Source organism: Enterococcus sp. DIV2385 (assembly GCF_051711925.1).
Taxonomy (GTDB): domain Bacteria; phylum Bacillota; class Bacilli; order Lactobacillales; family Enterococcaceae; genus Enterococcus; species Enterococcus faecalis.
This window is the reverse complement of the sequence record NZ_JBIONV010000001.1, coordinates 1,946,252-1,963,624: the sequence shown is the minus strand read 5'-3', so window position 1 is coordinate 1,963,624 and position 17,373 is coordinate 1,946,252. Positions and strand designations below refer to the sequence as shown.

At 37.2% G+C, this 17,373-nt stretch carries 17 protein-coding genes; 12 read left to right on the top strand and 5 right to left on the bottom strand.

The window, feature by feature from the left end; genetic code table 11:
* Positions 1-18: 18 nt before the first annotated feature.
* Together IGM04_RS09460 and holA are read left to right on the top strand one after the other, a co-directional pair.
* Complete coding sequence (locus IGM04_RS09460; RefSeq protein WP_179189154.1) at positions 19-2,283, top strand: DNA internalization-related competence protein ComEC/Rec2; 2,265 nt, start codon at positions 19-21, stop codon at positions 2,281-2,283.
* Between the two features lie 57 nt (positions 2,284-2,340).
* On the top strand, positions 2,341-3,369 hold the full coding sequence (gene holA / locus IGM04_RS09455) for a DNA polymerase III subunit delta (RefSeq protein WP_086318052.1): 1,029 nt from the start codon (positions 2,341-2,343) through the stop codon (positions 3,367-3,369).
* Positions 3,370-3,420: 51 nt separating this feature from the next.
* Here holA and IGM04_RS09450 read toward each other — a convergent pair whose 3' ends face one another.
* A complete protein-coding gene (locus IGM04_RS09450; protein ID WP_086318053.1) occupies positions 3,421-4,362 on the bottom strand; it encodes a 2-dehydropantoate 2-reductase in 942 nt (313 codons plus the stop codon).
* A 168-nt stretch (positions 4,363-4,530) separates the two neighbouring features.
* Between IGM04_RS09450 and IGM04_RS09445 the strand changes: the two genes are divergently transcribed.
* Positions 4,531-5,088, top strand: a complete 558-nt coding sequence (locus tag IGM04_RS09445; protein ID WP_002391984.1) for an acyl-CoA thioesterase — start codon at positions 4,531-4,533, stop codon at positions 5,086-5,088.
* A gap of 86 nt (positions 5,089-5,174) precedes the next feature.
* Here the strand turns inward: IGM04_RS09445 and rpsT are convergent, their stop codons facing one another.
* Positions 5,175-5,426, bottom strand: coding sequence for a 30S ribosomal protein S20 (rpsT, locus tag IGM04_RS09440; RefSeq protein WP_002356703.1), 252 nt, complete (start codon positions 5,424-5,426; stop codon positions 5,175-5,177).
* 210 nt (positions 5,427-5,636) lie between these two features.
* Here rpsT and IGM04_RS09435 point away from each other — a divergent pair, with 210 nt between their 5' ends.
* Genes IGM04_RS09435 through IGM04_RS09425 form a run of 3 tightly spaced genes read left to right on the top strand, consistent with a single transcriptional unit; the run spans position 5,637 to position 8,111 of the window.
* The gene (locus tag IGM04_RS09435; RefSeq protein ID WP_086318054.1) at positions 5,637-6,671 is read left to right on the top strand and encodes an inorganic phosphate transporter; all 1,035 of its coding nucleotides are present in this window, start codon (positions 5,637-5,639) and stop codon (positions 6,669-6,671) included.
* Positions 6,672-6,683: 12 nt separating this feature from the next.
* Positions 6,684-7,307: a DUF47 domain-containing protein gene (locus IGM04_RS09430; RefSeq protein WP_002378551.1), complete on the top strand. Its 624-nt coding sequence runs from the start codon at positions 6,684-6,686 to the stop codon at positions 7,305-7,307.
* Positions 7,308-7,325: 18 nt separating this feature from the next.
* Positions 7,326-8,111: a ChbG/HpnK family deacetylase gene (locus tag IGM04_RS09425; RefSeq protein ID WP_002378549.1), complete on the top strand. Its 786-nt coding sequence runs from the start codon at positions 7,326-7,328 to the stop codon at positions 8,109-8,111.
* A gap of 38 nt (positions 8,112-8,149) precedes the next feature.
* Here the strand turns inward: IGM04_RS09425 and IGM04_RS09420 are convergent, their stop codons facing one another.
* Complete coding sequence (locus IGM04_RS09420; protein WP_002356708.1) at positions 8,150-8,980, bottom strand: undecaprenyl-diphosphate phosphatase; 831 nt, start codon at positions 8,978-8,980, stop codon at positions 8,150-8,152.
* A gap of 115 nt (positions 8,981-9,095) precedes the next feature.
* Here IGM04_RS09420 and IGM04_RS09415 point away from each other — a divergent pair, with 115 nt between their 5' ends.
* The 5 genes from IGM04_RS09415 (at position 9,096) to IGM04_RS09395 (ending at position 14,340) form a co-directional block, all read left to right on the top strand.
* A complete protein-coding gene (locus tag IGM04_RS09415) occupies positions 9,096-9,656 on the top strand; it encodes a PTS sugar transporter subunit IIA (RefSeq protein ID WP_002380597.1) in 561 nt (186 codons plus the stop codon).
* A gap of 296 nt (positions 9,657-9,952) precedes the next feature.
* Positions 9,953-11,062: a DUF871 domain-containing protein gene (locus IGM04_RS09410; RefSeq protein WP_086318055.1), complete on the top strand. Its 1,110-nt coding sequence runs from the start codon at positions 9,953-9,955 to the stop codon at positions 11,060-11,062.
* Positions 11,037-11,927 carry an N-acetylmuramic acid 6-phosphate etherase gene (gene murQ, locus IGM04_RS09405; RefSeq protein WP_002367065.1) on the top strand — a complete coding sequence of 297 codons (891 nt, stop codon included), beginning with the start codon at positions 11,037-11,039 and terminating at the stop codon, positions 11,925-11,927. Before IGM04_RS09410 ends, murQ begins: the two co-directional genes overlap by 26 nt.
* Before the next feature lie 22 nt (positions 11,928-11,949).
* The gene (locus IGM04_RS09400; RefSeq protein WP_086318056.1) at positions 11,950-13,404 is read left to right on the top strand and encodes a PTS transporter subunit EIIC; all 1,455 of its coding nucleotides are present in this window, start codon (positions 11,950-11,952) and stop codon (positions 13,402-13,404) included.
* Between the two features lie 87 nt (positions 13,405-13,491).
* Entirely contained in the window at positions 13,492-14,340 is an 849-nt protein-coding gene (locus IGM04_RS09395; protein ID WP_002382748.1) for a MurR/RpiR family transcriptional regulator, read from the top strand.
* 49 nt (positions 14,341-14,389) lie between these two features.
* Here the strand turns inward: IGM04_RS09395 and IGM04_RS09390 are convergent, their stop codons facing one another.
* Together IGM04_RS09390 and IGM04_RS09385 are read right to left on the bottom strand one after the other, a co-directional pair.
* A complete protein-coding gene (locus IGM04_RS09390) occupies positions 14,390-15,100 on the bottom strand; it encodes a histidine phosphatase family protein (protein ID WP_002359733.1) in 711 nt (236 codons plus the stop codon).
* A 40-nt stretch (positions 15,101-15,140) separates the two neighbouring features.
* Positions 15,141-15,767: an MBL fold metallo-hydrolase gene (locus tag IGM04_RS09385; protein WP_002356716.1), complete on the bottom strand. Its 627-nt coding sequence runs from the start codon at positions 15,765-15,767 to the stop codon at positions 15,141-15,143.
* A gap of 219 nt (positions 15,768-15,986) precedes the next feature.
* Here IGM04_RS09385 and guaD point away from each other — a divergent pair, with 219 nt between their 5' ends.
* Entirely contained in the window at positions 15,987-17,372 is a 1,386-nt protein-coding gene (guaD, locus tag IGM04_RS09380; RefSeq protein ID WP_002388316.1) for a guanine deaminase, read from the top strand.
* Position 17,373: the final 1 nt, after the last annotated feature.

Here is a 17,373-nt window from a genome sequence, read left to right as displayed (position 1 = left end):
CTGCTGACTAGTTGTGGGCTGTGGTGTTTTTTCGCACCTAGTCTATTAGGAGCTCTTCTTCTTTCTATCACTGTTATCCGTATTGTCTGTACAAAAAGTTTTCCTGTTATATTGGGAGGTTTTTTGTGCAGTTTTTTAATAGTAGGGGGCATATTGATTTTCCAGTGGTTAAAGCCAGTCTCTTTGTTGCCTAAAGAAGTCCGCTTGTCAGGACAGCTAACGATATTACCAGATGAAATACAAGTCGATGGTGATCAAGTAAAATTTCCTGCCAATTGGATCGTAAAAGGCAAAAGGCAGAAAGTGATGGCATTTTATCAATTAAAAAGTGTGAAAGAAAAACAGCAATGGCAACAACTAACCACAACCATTCAGGCAACCGCTGTAGGTATTTTAGACTCGCCCCAAGGTCAAACCAACAAAAATGGCTTCAATTATCAACTATTTTTAAAGAATCAAGGAATCGAAGCTATTTTATTCATTGAGGAGATAGGACAACCGCGTCCTTTTTTTTCTTGGCGGTTTAAAGAAATCATTAGCGGCTGGCGGAAGTGGGCGATGGTACATATTCAGAAAAATTTTGCTGATACTAGTGCAATGTACATGAATGCGTTGCTCTTAGGTTTTCGTAATGAAGAATTTGCTGAAATAAGCGATAAATTTTCAGCATTAGGCATTTTGCATCTTTTTAGTTTGTCAGGGATGCATGTTTCTTTTTTCCTTCGTTTATTTCGCTTGCTAATGCTAAGAATTGCTCGCCGAACGCAAGAAAGTTATTTTTTGTGGCAATGCGGTTTTTCACTGATATATGCTGGTTTAACAGGATTCTCAGTCAGTGTCATGCGGGCGCTTTTACAAACAAACCTCAATACGTTCAATCGACGGTTTAATTGGCAGGTACCGGCCCTCGATTGTTGGAGTTTAACTCTCTTAGTGCACTTGATTGTTCAGCCAACCCTTTTTTTTTCAGTCGGCGGTCAATTTAGTTATTTACTTTCCTTTGTTCTGCTGTTTTTAGAGCAAACATTGGTTGGTTATTCTTCGCCTTTCATTAAAAATTGTTTAGGCTCTTTCCTATTGGCTGTGGCTTCCTTACCTATTTTAGTCCAATCATTTTATGAATGGCCCTTGTTAGGAAGTTTCTTAACATTTCTCTTGTTACCAATTTTTGAACGGTTCTTGTTACCGCTTTTGACGTTGAGCTTTTTTCTAGTGATTATTATGCCAGCACGTTATTTAGCAGCCTTGCTCGAACCACTATTTTTAACAATGAATGGCTTATTTGAGTGGGTGCTAGTTCACTTAAATCCGAAGCTGACCATCGGCTATTTAAATTCTTGGATACAAATTAGTTTGTTATTACTAATCGGACTTTCAATGATTTATTTAGCAGACAAGTCTAAAAAAATTTTTTTCTCAATCGGACTACTAATTGTTTTGATAAATAGTAAATACCTTTCGCCAATTGGCATTGTTGCAATGATCGATGTAGGCCAAGGGGATAGTTTGTTTATCCAAGCGCCTTTTCACAGAAAAAATACACTAATCGATACAGGTGGTCGGTTGTCTTTTGACAAAGAAGCTTGGCGGCAACGGAAAAATAGTCGATCAGGAGCGGAATATTCAGTGATTCCTTTTCTCAAAAGTCAAGGGGTCAAACGTTTAGATGAAGTGATCATCACACACGCACATGAAGACCATTTTGGCGATTTATTAGCCATTGCGCAGAAGGTTCCAATTTCTGTTCTTTATTTTCCTAAAGGAGCAGCTGAAGCCAATTTTTCGTTTCGCCAAGTCTTGAAACAACTCCAAAAAAGCGGGACAGACTGTCGGCCAATTTTAGCGCCCAAGCGAATTAATGGGCCCGTTTCTTTTCAAATTTTATCACCAAATAAGAGCAGTATTGGGGGCAATAATGACTCGATAGTGTTTTCCACACAATTAGGCGGACGGCATTTTTTATTTACTGGTGACTTGGAAGCCGAAGGAGAAGAACAAGTGTTGGCTCGCTATCCCCAGTTGAAAATCGACATCTTGAAAGTCGGTCATCATGGTAGTAAAACGTCGTCTACTAAAAGATTTATCAAACAGCTTAATCCGCGAGAAGCATTGATTTCAGCTGGACTGAATAATCGTTTTAAACATCCTCATCAGGAGACATTAGCGACGCTGGAGGAGCAAAAAATAAATTATTATCGGACCGATCTTCAAGGAATGATTTATTATCAATGGTTACCCTGGCAAGGGCTTTCTAAAGCCAAATTTGTTAAAGAACAAGACTAGTATTTCCAGAAGTAACATGATAGGATAAACAAGAGAAACGAGAAAAGGAGCGAGCCAATGGAGTTACAAAAAACTTTGAAAGAAGTGCGAGAGCAAAAAATCGCTCCAGTGTATTTATTAATAGGAACAGAACTTTATTTAACTGAATTATTTAAAACAACATTGATGAAAGAATTGTTGACGGAAGAGGATGATCAATTTAACTTTTTCTCATTTGATATGGAGGAAACACCTTTAAGTGCAGCGATTGCTGAAGCGGAAACAATTCCGTTTTTTGGTGATTATCGCCTTGTCTTTGTGGAAAATCCTTACTTTTTAACTGCCGAAAGAAAAACAAACGGTGTGGAACATGATGTCAATCTTTTATTGAATTATTTGGAAAGTCCATCACCAACAACTGTTCTTGTTTTTATGGCCTCTTATGAAAAATTAGATGAACGCAAAAAAATTACCAAAGCATTGAAAAAAAATGCCACAGTAGTTGACGTCAATCCAATGGATGAAAAGGCTGTTCGTCAGTATATTTCTCAAACAATTGAGAGCGAAGGGTACACTATTCGCTCCGATGCTTTTGATTTATTACTTCAATTGACAGACTTGAACTTATCAAAAATTATGGGAGAATTACAGAAGCTGTATTTATATGCCCTTGAAACGAAGACAATTACACGAGGTGCGGTTCAAGAATTAGTCCCTAAGTCTTTGGAACATAATGTTTTTGACTTAACCAACGAAGTACTTTCTGGAAACAGTGAAAAAGCTGTTCAATTGTATGAAGATTTACTTTTACAAGGAGAAGAAACCATTAAGTTAAATGCAATCTTATTGAATCAGATTCGCCTTTTTCTGCAAACAAAAATTTTGGCTAAGATGGGCTATCAACAAGCGAATATTGCTGATACATTAAAGGTTCATCCTTATCGAGTCAAGTTAGCGTTACAACAAGTCCGACGATTTGAATTGTCTCGATTAGAAAGACTTTATGATGAATTAGTTGAAAATGATTACCGCATGAAAACGGGCCAAATGGATAAAGAATTACTATTCCAATTATTTATTTTAAAATTGACTGCACAAGCAAAATAAGAAAATGCCAGAGGCAATCGTCATACAACGATTGTCTCTGGCACTTTCTTATTATTTAGCTCCTAATAGTTCTTCTTTTCCGTGAACAAGCTGTGTCAACATGGCACAGAAAGGTGTTGCTACGTTGTATTTTTGTCCTTTGCGCCAAACGGCACCATTAATGTAATCAATTTCTGTGAGACGATGATTTTTAATTAAATCTTGATACATAGACGGATAGTGCAAGCCAATGCCATTTGGATCATAAGTTTGAACAATATGTGTATAGACTTCTGCTTGATCTAAATAAATGGCTTCTTTTTCTGCGACTGCTGCAAATTCACTGATTAATGTTTTAACAAGGGATTCACTAACAGGTAGTGCGCCAAATTCGGCAATATTACAATCAAGGATTGTACACAAACCGTTTAGCGTGCCATTGACACAGGCTTTCCGCCAAATAGAGTAGCGAACATTGCTACTATAGCTTGGATTTAAACCAGCTTGTTGGAAGACATCAACGACTTCTAAAGCAAATTTTTTACCAGAAGGATCAATATTTTCTAATTCAATTTCGCCATCACCTAAAAGTTTAACACGTCCCGGTCCTTCTAAACCAGCTGTCCACATGGTAATGCCAACCAAGATGTTTTCTTTTGGCACATATTTTTCTAGTACATCTTCATGACCTAAGCCATTTAATAAACATAGTACATACGTTTTTTCAGTAATCATTGGTTGAATCGCTTTAAACATTGCATCTAATTGTTGTGCTTTAGTTAAAGCGATAATTAAATCTACTTGTTCATTTTGATGGTCAATTTCTTCTGGTGAGAAGATTGGTAGGTTCGCGACAACTTCTTCTCCATTAAAATCAGCGATTAAACCATTTTTACGAATAGCTTCAATGTGCGCGGGCCATTGATCGATTAAAGTTACATCATTTCCGCCTTGATGCAACATAATTCCTAAACGGCTGCCCATAGCGCCAGCACCAGCAATTGCAATTTTCATGTGTATCCATCTCCTTAAAAGTTCTTTAACCGTTATTATTATACAGCAACTTTCCTAAAAATGAATAAATGGGACTTGCAAATTTGTTATTTTTTAAATGTTTCCTAAAAAGTAAGGATTGCATCAAATGGTAAAGTAAGCTAAAGTAAAGCGTGGAAAAGTTTATAAATGAAAGTAGAGGAATCGTTAATGACGAAAGAAAAATTTTGTCGAGAATCACGAGTGATTCAAACACATCGTGTATTTCCCTTTGATTTAAATCCCTTTGGTGCACTATTTGGTGGGAAATTAATGTCTTTAATTGATGACGCCGCATCCATTTCCGTTTCACGACATTGTCGGAGAGGGGCAGTTACAGCATCTTTAGATAACTTGAATTTTTTAAAACCTTTAAAAGAAAATCACTCAGTGTGTGTTGAAACGTTTGTTTCTGGCGTGCATCATAAATCGATGGAAGTATTTGTTAAAGTTGTAGGAGAAGATTTAACAACTGGAGTGCGTTATTTAGCGGCGACTTGTTTTACAACTTTTGTAGCCATTCCGTCTCATATGAATCCTGAAAGTGACTTCCAATTAGCGGCAGTCGTCCCAGAAACTGCAGAAGAAAAGTTGATTTGTTCCAATTATGAAACGAGACGACAACAACGTTTAGCTTTGCGAGAAGAGACTAAATTATTTAGTCAACATCTCACAACAGATTTACCGTGGATTGATTCACCTTTATAAAAAAATGTCCGAGTCTTTGTGAAAACAGACTTGGACATTTTTTGATGAAAAAAGAAGCTAACATGAATGCTAACTTCTATCTCACATTATTTAGCTAATTTGCTTAAACGAATTTTATCGCGGTTAGCTTTGTTTTTATGGATTAAACCTTTAGTTGCAGCCATATCAACAGCTTTAACAGCTTCGTTGTATAAAGCATCGACGTTATCAGCTCCAGCAGCTACAGCTTCTTCAAATTTCTTGATTGCTGTACGCATTGCGTTTGTTTGAGATGAATTTTTCGCATTCGCGTTAGCACTTGTACGTACGCGTTTGATTGCAGATTCGATATTTGGCATTTGTTTCACCTCCGATGATTTAGGTTTTACACTGGTCAGCCAATGTAATTCAACAGTAATCATTATACCTAATCCATTGTTCCATTGCAATAAAAGACGACAAGTTTTTTTCCTTAACAGACAATTTCAAGAAAAAAATAAGAAAATTTGCCAGAGCCTTAAGAAAAAAGCATACATTTTTTTTAAAACATGCTATGATAAAATAGATAAATGAAAAATGGTGGTGCCTTTGTGAGTATTGCATTATTGGTAACGATTACTTTGGTAATGGGTGTAATTTTTGTTAACGGTTGGACGGATGCGCCGAACGCAATTGCAACCGCTGTCTCGACTCGGGTGTTAAAACCGAATGTCGCAATTTGGATGGCTGTTGTGATGAACTTTTTAGGTGCATTAGTCATGACCTTTTTTAATGCCCAAGTAGCTGAAACGATTAGCAACATTGTTAGTTTTGACGCAAATGGAAACGCTTCACAGGTGGCTTTGGCTGCTTCGCTTTTTTCAATTGTGGTTTGGGCAGTTGCTGCGTGGTATTTTGGTATTCCCACGAGTGAAAGCCATGCGTTAATTGCCGGTTTGACTGGTTCGGCTATGGCATTAGGTGGTTTGGGTGCAGTCAATGGCTCGGAATGGATCAAAGTGCTTGTTGGTCTAGTTGTTTCTACCGTTATGGGCTTTGGCGGCGGTTATTTGATTGCCAAACTTGTTGTGAAAGCTTTCTCGGCTGTGCCTAGAAGAAAAGCCAACAAATTTTTTACAGTAGGGCAAGCCTTTGGTGCAGGAGCTAATGCTTTTTTACATGGTGCGCAAGATGGGCAAAAATTTATGGGAGTGTTCATGTTAGTGCTTTTTTATAATAATTTAGTCGAAAAAACAGGTGGCGGTTTTGTGATTCCGTTATGGGTTATGGTTCTGTGTTCCATTACAATGGGCATTGGAACTTCTGTGGGCGGCATGAGAATCATTAAATCAGTCGGGATGGATATGGTAAAACTTGAACGCTATCAAGGCTTCACTGCAGATTTAAGCACGGCTATTTGTTTATTTTTAGCATCGGCTTTTGGGATTCCAGTTTCAACTACTCATACAAAAACGACAGCGATTATGGGAGTAGGTGCTTCTAAGCGAATCTCAAGTGTTGACTGGCGTATTGTGAAAGAAATGCTGATAGCATGGATTTTAACTTTCCCAGGATGTGGGCTGATCGCTTATGTGATGTCAAAATTATTTATTGCAATTTTTTAAGGAGAGAAAAACATGGCACGTAAAAAACAATTTGATTATTTTGGAGAATTAAACCAGTTAGCAACAAATGCTTATGAAGCGGCAAAGGTTTTGCAAGAAATTGTAGACAATTATTCATTAGAAAACTTAGTAAAAAAATCAGAAGTGATTCATCAATTGGAAAAAGAGAATGATGAAATTGTTCGCAAAATTTTAAATGAACTCTATATTTCCTTTATTACGCCGATTGATCGAGAAGATATTGTCGATATTACGGATCACTTAGATAACATTATCGATAGCATTAATAGTTTGTCTTATTTACTTGATCATTTAGTTGTCGAAGAAATGATTACGCCCGCGCTAGAATTAACTGCTTATATTGTTAAAGCGACAGAAGGCGTTAAATCAGCAACGAAGGAATTTGCAAAATTTAAGAATTCTAAAACGTTAGTTTCATTGATTGATGAAGTGAATACGATTGAATCTCAAGGCGATAAATTATACAGTAGCGCCATGAAAGATTTGATGACTAACGAAAAAGATTTATTAAAAGTTATCAAGTGGAAAGATGTTTACGATCAGCTTGAGCGCACAATTAATGATTGTGAATCAGCTGTTAATATTATTGTCGGAATTGTCATTAAAAATACGTAAAGAAAAGAGGGGGAGCTGTTGGTTAAAGTAATTGTTGATGCTGATGATTTTGGGATGTCAGAAGCGATTAATCATGGCATTATCAAAAGTTATGTCGATGGTTTAACAACGTCGACACTTTTGATGCCCAATTTACCAACAGCAGAACACGCCGTTGCGTTAGCAAAAAATTATCCAGGCTTATTTGTAGGTCAGCATACGAATTTTTTGTTAGGGAAACCTTGTGCGGACCCATGTATGATTCCTTCACTGGTAGATGAACAAGGCAATTTTCATCGCTCTTCTTATTATCGTCAACAAAAGCAAGTAACCTTCGTATATGAAGAAGTACGACTTGAAACGATTGCGCAATTGACGCGCTTTAAGGAACTAACTGGACATTATCCACAACATTTTGATTGCCATTCGATTGGGGATGAAGTGGTTGATCAAGTATTTTTAGAATTAGCAGAAGAGTACGGACTTCATACAACCCTGAAATATAGTGGGGAAAAAGAATATCCACCGCAACAAGGTTATTTCCAGGTGACACATTTGTTAGAGTCTGGGGCGTTATCTTATATTCACGAAGGCGTATCAGTGGAGAATTTTTTAAAAGATGACTTTGGTTTATTACGGATGCCGGAATCGGCAATTGCTGAGATGCATTTTGATGTTGGGTATTTGGATCAATTTGTGTTAGACAATTCTTCTTATACCACTTTACGCTGCAAAGAATTAGCAACGATTTGTGATCCTCGTGTTCGTCAGTGGTTTGAAGAACAGGGGATTGAGCGAATAACGTTTGGCGATTTAAAAAAATAAAACCGTTGCTTTCACTGTTGAAAGCAACGGTTTTATTTTTATGAGAATAACCAGTAGCCAATTAAAATCGCACCTAAAATTACACGATACCAACCGAAAACTGTAAAATCGTTTTTCTTCAAGTAATTCAATAAGAATTTAATCGCAATGATGGAAACAACGAAGGCAACAATAGAGCCAGTTAATAAAATAATGATTTCTTCTGACCCAAACGTATTTCCTTTGGCCAAGAATTTAAAGATTTTTAAAAAACTTGCTCCAAACATTACTGGAATTCCTAAGAAAAATGAAAACTCTGTTGCAACAAAACGTGAGGCCCCAATTAAGATTGCCCCTAAAATGGTCGCTCCTGAACGTGAAGTTCCTGGAATTAATGCCAGTACTTGGAAAGCACCAACGATTAAAGCGGCTTTATAAGTGAAGTCTTTTAGATTAGTACACTTCGGTGCAACATTTTTATTTCGTTTTTCAATGATAATAAAAGCAATCCCATAAACAATTAACATAATCGATACTGTTAAAAAGTTATAAAAATGTGCATCTAAATAATCATCAAATTTTAGACCAATAACTGCCGCTGGTAAACAAGCGACTAAGACTTTAGACCAAAGAATCCAAGTATCTTTTTTCTCTTCGCCATTTTTCTTTGGTGAGAAAGGATTCAATTTGTGGAAGTATAAAATAACAACCGCCATAATCGCTCCCAATTGGATAACGACGTTGAACATTTCCATAAAATCTTTACTTAGATCGAGTTTAATAAACTCATCCACTAAAATTAAATGTCCGGTACTACTAATTGGAAGCCACTCGGTAATTCCTTCGATAATACCAAGAATAATTGCTTTCCATAGGTTAGCAAAAAGCATGTCACCATTCCTTTCTGAAATAAATGCAAAATACATCAAGTATAAGTATACCCGCTGACAAAGTAAATGCCAATGCAAATTCTTATTTTAAAATAAATTTTAGAATTATACAAAGGTGCCACTTGTAATTCATGAAACTTTTTTCTATACTAGTGATACTTTAAAAAATGGGGGAAGAGAAATGTTTGGATTTTTGAAGAAAAAGAATGAAGTTGTCGAAAATAATACAATGTATGCCGTTGCCAATGGAACCGTTATCCCAATTAGTGAAGTGAATGATCCTGTTTTTTCACAAAAAATGATGGGAGATGGCTATGCAGTAGTTCCAGAAAATGGTGAAATTTATGCACCTATTGAAGGAGAAGTTTTAAGCGTTTTCCAAACAAAACATGCTATTGGTTTAAAAATGACAAACGGTCTTGAAATTTTATTACACATGGGTATCGATACGGTAGAGTTAAACGGGGCACCGTTCACTATTAAAGTGAAAGAAGGCGACCAAGTGACTGCAGATACGGTGGTCGCAATTGCTGATTTAGAAGCAATTAAAGCAGCTGGTAAAGGAACTGAAATGGTTGTCATTATTACCAACATGGATAAAGTAGCACAATTTTCGTTAGAGAAAACTGGCGTGGTTACAGCTGGTACACCAGTTGGCTCTGCCACAGCCAATTAATGCATTAGACGAGGTCGGGACAGAACCGTTTAGCTCCGAGAAATAAGAAGAAATTTCCGAAAATTGATCTTTGATTTTTGGAGAATTTCGGCTTATTTCCGAAGGAGTTGGTTCTGTTCCCGCCGTTTATCAGTTTTTGAGCGTGGAGCAAAAATCCAAAGTGATTTTTGTTCCACGCTCGTTTTTTTTGAACAGAAATAAAATTTTATTTTGGGATTAAAAAATATTTAGAAAAATAGTTGAAATTTTATTTCAAACAAGTTATAATGAAAGCGTATTAGAGAGGAGCTAAAAAGATGTATGGTATTTCAGTTTTTCTTGGTGAAGAGATTACAAACGATACAATTATTTATATCAAAAAGATGAAAGCGCTTGGATTTGATGGTATTTTCACTTCTTTACACATTCCAGAAGATGATACTTCTCTTTATCGCCAACGCTTGACTGATTTAGGGGCAATTGCTAAGGCAGAAAAAATGAAAATTATGGTAGATATTTCAGGTGAAGCGTTAAAAAGAGCGGGTTTTTCTTTCGATGAATTAGAGCCTTTAATCGAGTTGGGCGTAACTGGCCTTCGGATGGACTACGGCATTACGATAGAACAAATGGCTCATGCTTCACATAAGATTGATATAGGATTGAATGCTAGTACCATTACACTGGAAGAAGTGGCTGAGTTAAAGGCTCACCAAGCGGACTTTTCTCGCTTAGAAGCTTGGCATAATTATTATCCAAGACCTGAAACAGGCATTGGAACAACATTTTTTAATGAAAAGAACCGCTGGCTTAAAGAATTAGGCTTACAAGTTTTTACTTTTGTGTCAGGAGATGGGCAAACAAGAGGCCCAATTTTTGCTGGTTTACCAACATTAGAAAAACATCGTGGGCAAAATCCTTTCGCCGCTGCCGTTGGTTTGATGGCTGATCCTTATGTCGATGCTGTTTATATTGGTGATCCTACAATTAGTGAGCGAACCATGGCTCAATTTGGTTATTATCACCAAATCAATCAATTTCTGTTAGAAGTAGCACCTAGCGAGAGCCGCTATTTGAAGCGAATACTTGGGACTCATACCAATCGTTTAGATGCTGCAAGAGATGTTTTGCGAAGTGAATTATCAAGAACGAGTGAAATGTTCAGAAAAGATGAAATTGCAACGATTGAGTCAGAGCAGACTGAAGCACGTCCAGTGGGAACCGTAACGATTGATAATGAAAAATATGGTCGCTATATGGGAGAAATTCAAGTCACACTTGTGGACTTGCCGAAAGATGAAAAAGTCAATACGATTACACGAATTATTGAAAAAGATCAAACGATATTGCCGTTAATCAAGGCAGGCAATCAATTTACGCTAGTCACGGAAGGAACGATAGAGAATGAATTTAGAAAACTTAACAACTGAACGTAGAAATGAAAATACAATGGGCTTAGATGAGATGAGTGTCAAAGAAGCTTTACAAAAAATGAATCAAGAAGACCAAAAAGTTGCAATTGCAGTGGGTCAAGAATTAGCAGCCATTGAACCAGTGGTAGAAGCCATCATCAAAAGCTTCAATCAAGGCGGCCGCTTGATCTACATGGGCGCTGGTACGAGTGGTCGGTTAGGTGTCTTAGATGCAGCCGAATGCGTACCAACTTTTGGCGTCGAGCCAGAGATGGTTCAAGGCCTCATCGCTGGTGGTCAAAAAGCAATGACTGTCGCAGTAGAAGGTGCTGAAGATTCAAAAGAACTAGGTCGTCAAGATTTAGTTGATCTAAAATTATCAGCAAATGACATTGTTGTTGGGATTGCAGCCAGTGGTCGGACGCCTTATGTAATTGGCGGTTTAGAATATGCTACAACGGTGGGAGCAGCTACCGCAACTGTGGCATGTAATAAAGATGCCGAAATTAGTAAGTATGCACAAATGCCGATTGAAGTAGATGCAGGACCTGAATTTTTAACAGGTTCGACTCGCTTGAAATCTGGGACAGCTCAAAAATTAATTTTAAATATGTTATCAACTATTTCCATGATTGGTATTGGGAAAGTCTACAATAACTTAATGGTTGATGTAAAACCAACCAATGAAAAATTAGTGGAGCGTTCCAAACGGATTATTATGGAAGCAACGGGTTGTAGTTATGAAGTTGCCGAACTAAAATTTGTAGAAGCAGAAGAAAATGTGAAGTTAGCAATTGTAATGATTTTAACTGATAGTACTAAAGAAGAAGCAACACAAAAATTAATTGACGGGAATCAATTTATCAAGAATACATTAAATTAAGGAATTAGGAGGGTGTTTTAACATGGCAGAAGAAAGAATTAAACGCATTGCTGATGGGATTTATAAAGAAGTTGGTGGTCAAGAAAACGTGGACAAAGTCATTCATTGTATGACTCGTGTTCGTATGGATATCCGCGATTATGACAAAGTGGATATTGAAGGATTGAAAAAAATTGATGGCGTTATGGGCGTCGTAGAAGATGATACGTTGCAAGTAGTTGTTGGTCCAGGGACTGTTAACAAGGTTGCACAAGAAATGGTAGATCAAGCAGGTGTCAAATTGGGAGAACCATTTAATCATGACACCGCAACTGATGCTTCAGCAGGAAAATCTGGAAAAGATTTAGTAGAAGAAAAAGCCGCTCAAATGAAAGCACAACAAAAAGCGAAGCAAAATAACACTTCACCATTTAAAAAAGTGTTAAAAGCCATTTCTAGTATCTTTGTTCCGATGATTCCTGCCTTTGTTGGGGCTGGTATTATTGGCGGGATTGCAGCTGTTATGTCTAACTTAGTTGTTGCTGGTGATATTTCAGCTTCATGGCAACAATATATTGATGTCTTAAATATCATTAAAAATGGGATTTTTGCTTATTTAGCTCTTTACACTGGGATTAACAGTGCCAGCGTTTTTGGTGCAACGCCAGCGTTGGGTGGTGTTATTGGGGCAGTCACAATGTTGACAGGAATGAATCCAGATGCTCCAATCAGTAATATTTTCACTGGGGGAACATTATCTGCAGGACAAGGCGGAATTATCGGTGTTATTTTTGCCGTATGGTTATTATCATTGTTAGAAAAACAATTGCATAAAATTGTCCCAGAATCAATTGATATTATCGTAACGCCAACCATTTCACTTTTAGTGATTGGCTTAGCAACTATTTTCTTAATCATGCCTGTAGCCGGAGCTATTTCTAATGGCTTAGTTGGTATTATCAATGTTGTCTTAGAAAAAGGTGGCATGGTTGCTGGCTTTACTCTTGGTTTAACCTTCTTGCCAATGGTAATGTTTGGTTTACATCAAATTTTGACGCCAATCCACATTGAAATGATTAATCAAACAGGGATGACTTTGTTATTACCAATCTTGGCCATGGCTGGTGCGGGACAAGTCGGTGCAGCTTTAGCATTATGGATTCGTTGTAAATCAGATAAAAAATTAGTTGAAATGATTAAAGGTGCCTTGCCAGTTGGGATTTTAGGTATTGGTGAACCATTAATCTACGGAGTTACTTTACCATTAGGACGTCCATTCATTACTGCTTGTATCGGCGGTGGTATTGGTGGTGCGGTGATTGGGGCCTTCGGTAATGTTGGTGCGATTGCTATTGGACCAAGTGGGGTGGCTTTAATTCCATTAATTGCCAACAACCAATGGCTTGCATATGTATTAGGTTTATTGGCTGCTTACGCAGGTGGTTTTGTAGCAACGCTATTCTTTGGGATTCCTAAAGATATGCAAACAAGTAAATAATAAATAGAAAAAAGGAGAACTTGGCTTCTCCCTTTTTCTTTGTTAAAATTTAATTGCGTAGGAAATGGTGTATCAGGAGGGGTGTTTATGCAACAAAATATTGTCTTATCTATCCAAGATCGTCTACAACAATTACCAAAATCAGAACGAAAAATCGCAGAATATATTTTAAAAAATACAGAAACAGTTATTTCAATGAATGCGCAAGAGCTAGCGAAACAAGCAGGATCAAGTCCAGCGGCAATTATTCGCTTTTGTCATTCTATGGATGTGAATGGCTTTACAGAGTTGAAACTTTTATTATCTGCAAATCTTGGTCAAATGAAGCAGCAAATGTACACTGAAGTTACTAAAGGGGAATCAACAGCTGATATTAAACAAAAGTTACAGGCACGCTTTGTTCATGTGGTTGAGCGAAGCGGTCAGACATTAGAGGATGTCGCAGTGAATGAAGCCGTTGATTTGTTGGAAAAAACAGAAGTAATTTTTGTCTATGGGTTGGGTGCCTCTTCGTTGGTTGCTCAAGATATTTATCAAAAATTTACGCGACTAGGCCGAACGGTATTTACAACATTGGATCATCATTTATTTGCTTCTATGTTAGGCTCTACAGAAAAGCCTAGTGTTTTTATTGTTATTTCTAATTCTGGAACGAATAAAGAAGCAAGTACTTTAGCTGATTTAGCGAAGCAGCAAGGGATTCCTATTATTAGTATCACACAAGATGAAAAATCAGTGATTGGTGAAAAAAGTGATATCGTCCTTCAAACCTCTAGTGGGGAAGACGTGCCATTGAGAAGTGCGGCTACTGTTTCCTTGGTGGCACAATTGTATGTAGTCGATGTTTTATTTTTTGCTTATGCAGCAAAAAACTATAAGGAAACCTTAGAAAAAATTCAAATCTCAAGAAAAAATGTAGAACGTTTAAAAGAATAAATAAAAAGAGAAGGTTATCTGTCATTTTGACAGATAACCTTCTCTTTTTTTACAACAAACGGCGCTTTTCAGCGATCTTTTTTCCCTTTTCAATATAAGAAATATCATTAATTCCTTGAATGGTAAATGTTCCTTTTTCGTAAGTTAAGGTCGTCACGCTACCATTCTCCAGCGCCATCTGCATAGGCAAACTTGCATCAATTAAGGAAAGTAAAAAGGAAATTGTTAGTCCATGGGAAACCACCATGACTTTGCCGCCACCATTTTTTTCTCGATGATGAGCGATATCTTCGAAACCAGACCAAACACGATCACGAATAACTTCATAAGGCTCCGCCCAGTCAGCCGTATCGGCTTCAATAATAGCATTTGCTAGCTCACGATAGGTAATTTTCGTGGTCATCATGTCCTCATAACTTTTAAAAGCTAAAATGCGTGGCACCACACCCCAAAGTTCACCATCATAGCCACCATCTAAAGAACCAAAACACCACTCACGAATCCGTTTATCGGTTAGGTAAGGAATCTTTTGGTGGTTTTGATGTTCTTGTAAAATAATCTGAGCGGTTTGCATGGCACGACCACTATCACTACTATAAGCTTCCTTAAAGTCTATGTCTCTAAGGCCTAAGCCTAAATGATAAATGCCTTCTTCTCCTTGTTTGGTTAAGGGGGTATCTGACCAGCCTTGGGTTCGGCCAATCGTATTAAACATCGTTTTTCCGTGACGAATAATATAAAGTGTCGTTGCTTCAGTCATTGCTACTCCTCCTAAGTTTCTTTAAATAGTGAATAAATCTCTAATTAAAAAATGGGTTTGTGGCTTTTTCATGTTGAATGGTTGTGGCATCACCATGGCCTGGATAAACAGGAAATTCTTCTGGTAAAGTGAATAGATAGGTCGTAATGCTGTGTAATAATTGTTGCATATCACCAGTGTGTAAATCGGTACGACCAATACTACCTTTAAACAATGCATCCCCAACAACGACAAAATCATCAAAGACAAAGCTGACGCTACCAATTGAATGACCAGGTGTTGGGACTACGGAAAATTTCATGCCGCCAATTTCATAATCGGTTAGTTTAAATTCATGTTCGGCGGGTTGAACAATAATATTTGCTATATCATCATGTCTGCCTAATCCTGAAAGATTCAAAATAGGATTGGAAAGCCACGCTTGTTCTAATGGACTAACATAAACAGGGATTTGATAATGATGGCGCAATTCTTCTACCGCACCAATATGATCATAGTGAGTATGTGTTAATAAAATAGCGGCTGGTTTCTTCCCTAAACGGGTAATTTCTTGAATTAGTTTTGCTCCTTCTGCACCTGGATCAATAATTAATAATGCTTCTTCATTATAAACAAGATAACAGTTTTCTTGAATAACACCTGTTCTAATTTGTTCGATCTGTATCATCTCAGGACCTCCTAAAGTTCTAACGATTCTCTTCAAGTATACCGAAGAATCTTAAGAATAGAAAGTTTTCTTGTTTATCCAAAGAAAAAATAAATCATTCTTAGAATGTTCGGTTTTTGCTTGTTTGAACACGTATTTTTTTAAAAAAAATCACATTTTTATAGTTATTAAGCGAAAGTTTATGTATAATCTTCATGTGATAGTAAGGAGGAGTATTAAATGTTTCATTTTGTAATAAAAGGAACAGGTTTTTCTAGTAAAAATTTGCAAGAGATTAAAGTTTATGAAGAGACACTTTTTTGTATAGATGAGGCCGGAGTAATTCAGGAAATAATTGAACCAGATGCTGAAGCGTATGAAACTGTGCTAGCAGAACAAAAAGAGGCACAACGTTTTCAAGAATTGCCCCAAGATTCTTATCTTTTACCTGGCTTTGTTGATTTACATGTCCATGCACCTCAGTGGGCACAATCTGGGACCGCCTTGGATATTCCATTGTATGAATGGCTGAATACGTACACGTTTCCTTTGGAGTCCAAGTTTGCAGATTTAGCATTTGCCCAACAAGTCTATGATGAATTGGTAACCCAATTGTTAGCTAATGGGACAACAACAGCCCTTTATTTTGCAACCATTCATTATGAAGCTAGCCGTCGTTTGGCAGAGATTTGTGCGGAAAAAGGGCAGCGTGGCTTAATTGGTAAAGTTGTAATGGATGATCTTAATGAGAATCCTGAGTACTATCGTGATCAAACAACGCAACAAGCATTAGAAGAAACGGAACGGTTTATTCAAGAAATTCAAACATTAGCGCAGCAAACAAAACAAGGCGTATATCCCGTTGTAACTCCGCGTTTCATTCCTAGTTGTACAGAGGAAGCACTTAAAGGATTAGGAGAATTAGCAGCGAAATATCAAGTCCATGTTCAAAGTCATTGTAGTGAGAGTGATTGGGAACATCAATTTGTTCAAGAACGTTTTGGAAAAAATGATGCCCAAGCATTGAATGATTTTGGTTTATTAACAGAAAAAGCAGTGATGGCACATGCAGGCTTTTTAGAAGAAGCAGATATGAATTTATTCCATGAAACAGGGACGGCTGTGGCACACTGCCCAATCTCTAATGCTTATTTTGGCAATGCAGTAACACCGATTGCAAAATTAGTACATCAACATCAAGTAGAAGTTGGTTTAGGTAGTGATCTTTCAGGTGGTTTTTCACCAAGTCTTTTTGATAATTTAAAGCAAGCAGTTATTTCTTCTAGAATGTTAGAAGATGGTGTCGATGCTACAAAAAAACCAGAAGTACGAGGTGTTAAAACAGCACGGATTACAGTAAATGAAGCGTTTTATTTAGCTACTGCTGGTGGTGGTCAAGCGCTAAGTTTGCCAATTGGGAAATTAGAAAAAGGGTATGCTTGGGATGTTCAAATTATTAATACAAGCTTGTCACAAGCACGAATTCCTAAAAATCCAGGGGAATCATTGCTTGATATTTTCCAAAAAATCTTATATTTAGCACGACCAGAAAATATTCGAGAAGTCTGGGTACAAGGTGAAAAAGTACATGATAAAAATTTAATGTCAGCAACTAAAGGAGTATAAA

What these genes read in the sequence shown, in the direction of transcription:
- rpsT (WP_002356703.1), bottom strand. Translation starts at nt 5,426, where the DNA reads ATGCCAAATATCGAATCTGCAATCAAACGCGTACGTACAAGTGCTAAC.
- IGM04_RS09430 (WP_002378551.1), top strand. Translation starts at nt 6,684, where the DNA reads ATGGCACGTAAAAAACAATTTGATTATTTTGGAGAATTAAACCAGTTA.
- IGM04_RS09395 (WP_002382748.1), top strand. Translation starts at nt 13,492, where the DNA reads ATGCAACAAAATATTGTCTTATCTATCCAAGATCGTCTACAACAATTA.
- IGM04_RS09390 (WP_002359733.1), bottom strand. Translation starts at nt 15,100, where the DNA reads ATGACTGAAGCAACGACACTTTATATTATTCGTCACGGAAAAACGATG.
- IGM04_RS09410 (WP_086318055.1), top strand. Translation starts at nt 9,953, where the DNA reads ATGTATGGTATTTCAGTTTTTCTTGGTGAAGAGATTACAAACGATACA.
- IGM04_RS09450 (WP_086318053.1), bottom strand. Translation starts at nt 4,362, where the DNA reads ATGAAAATTGCAATTGCTGGTGCTGGCGCTATGGGCAGCCGTTTAGGA.
- guaD (WP_002388316.1), top strand. Translation starts at nt 15,987, where the DNA reads ATGTTTCATTTTGTAATAAAAGGAACAGGTTTTTCTAGTAAAAATTTG.
- murQ (WP_002367065.1), top strand. Translation starts at nt 11,037, where the DNA reads ATGAATTTAGAAAACTTAACAACTGAACGTAGAAATGAAAATACAATG.
- IGM04_RS09400 (WP_086318056.1), top strand. Translation starts at nt 11,950, where the DNA reads ATGGCAGAAGAAAGAATTAAACGCATTGCTGATGGGATTTATAAAGAA.
- IGM04_RS09445 (WP_002391984.1), top strand. Translation starts at nt 4,531, where the DNA reads ATGAAAGTAGAGGAATCGTTAATGACGAAAGAAAAATTTTGTCGAGAA.
- IGM04_RS09435 (WP_086318054.1), top strand. Translation starts at nt 5,637, where the DNA reads ATGAAAAATGGTGGTGCCTTTGTGAGTATTGCATTATTGGTAACGATT.
- holA (WP_086318052.1), top strand. Translation starts at nt 2,341, where the DNA reads ATGGAGTTACAAAAAACTTTGAAAGAAGTGCGAGAGCAAAAAATCGCT.
- IGM04_RS09420 (WP_002356708.1), bottom strand. Translation starts at nt 8,980, where the DNA reads ATGCTTTTTGCTAACCTATGGAAAGCAATTATTCTTGGTATTATCGAA.
- IGM04_RS09385 (WP_002356716.1), bottom strand. Translation starts at nt 15,767, where the DNA reads ATGATACAGATCGAACAAATTAGAACAGGTGTTATTCAAGAAAACTGT.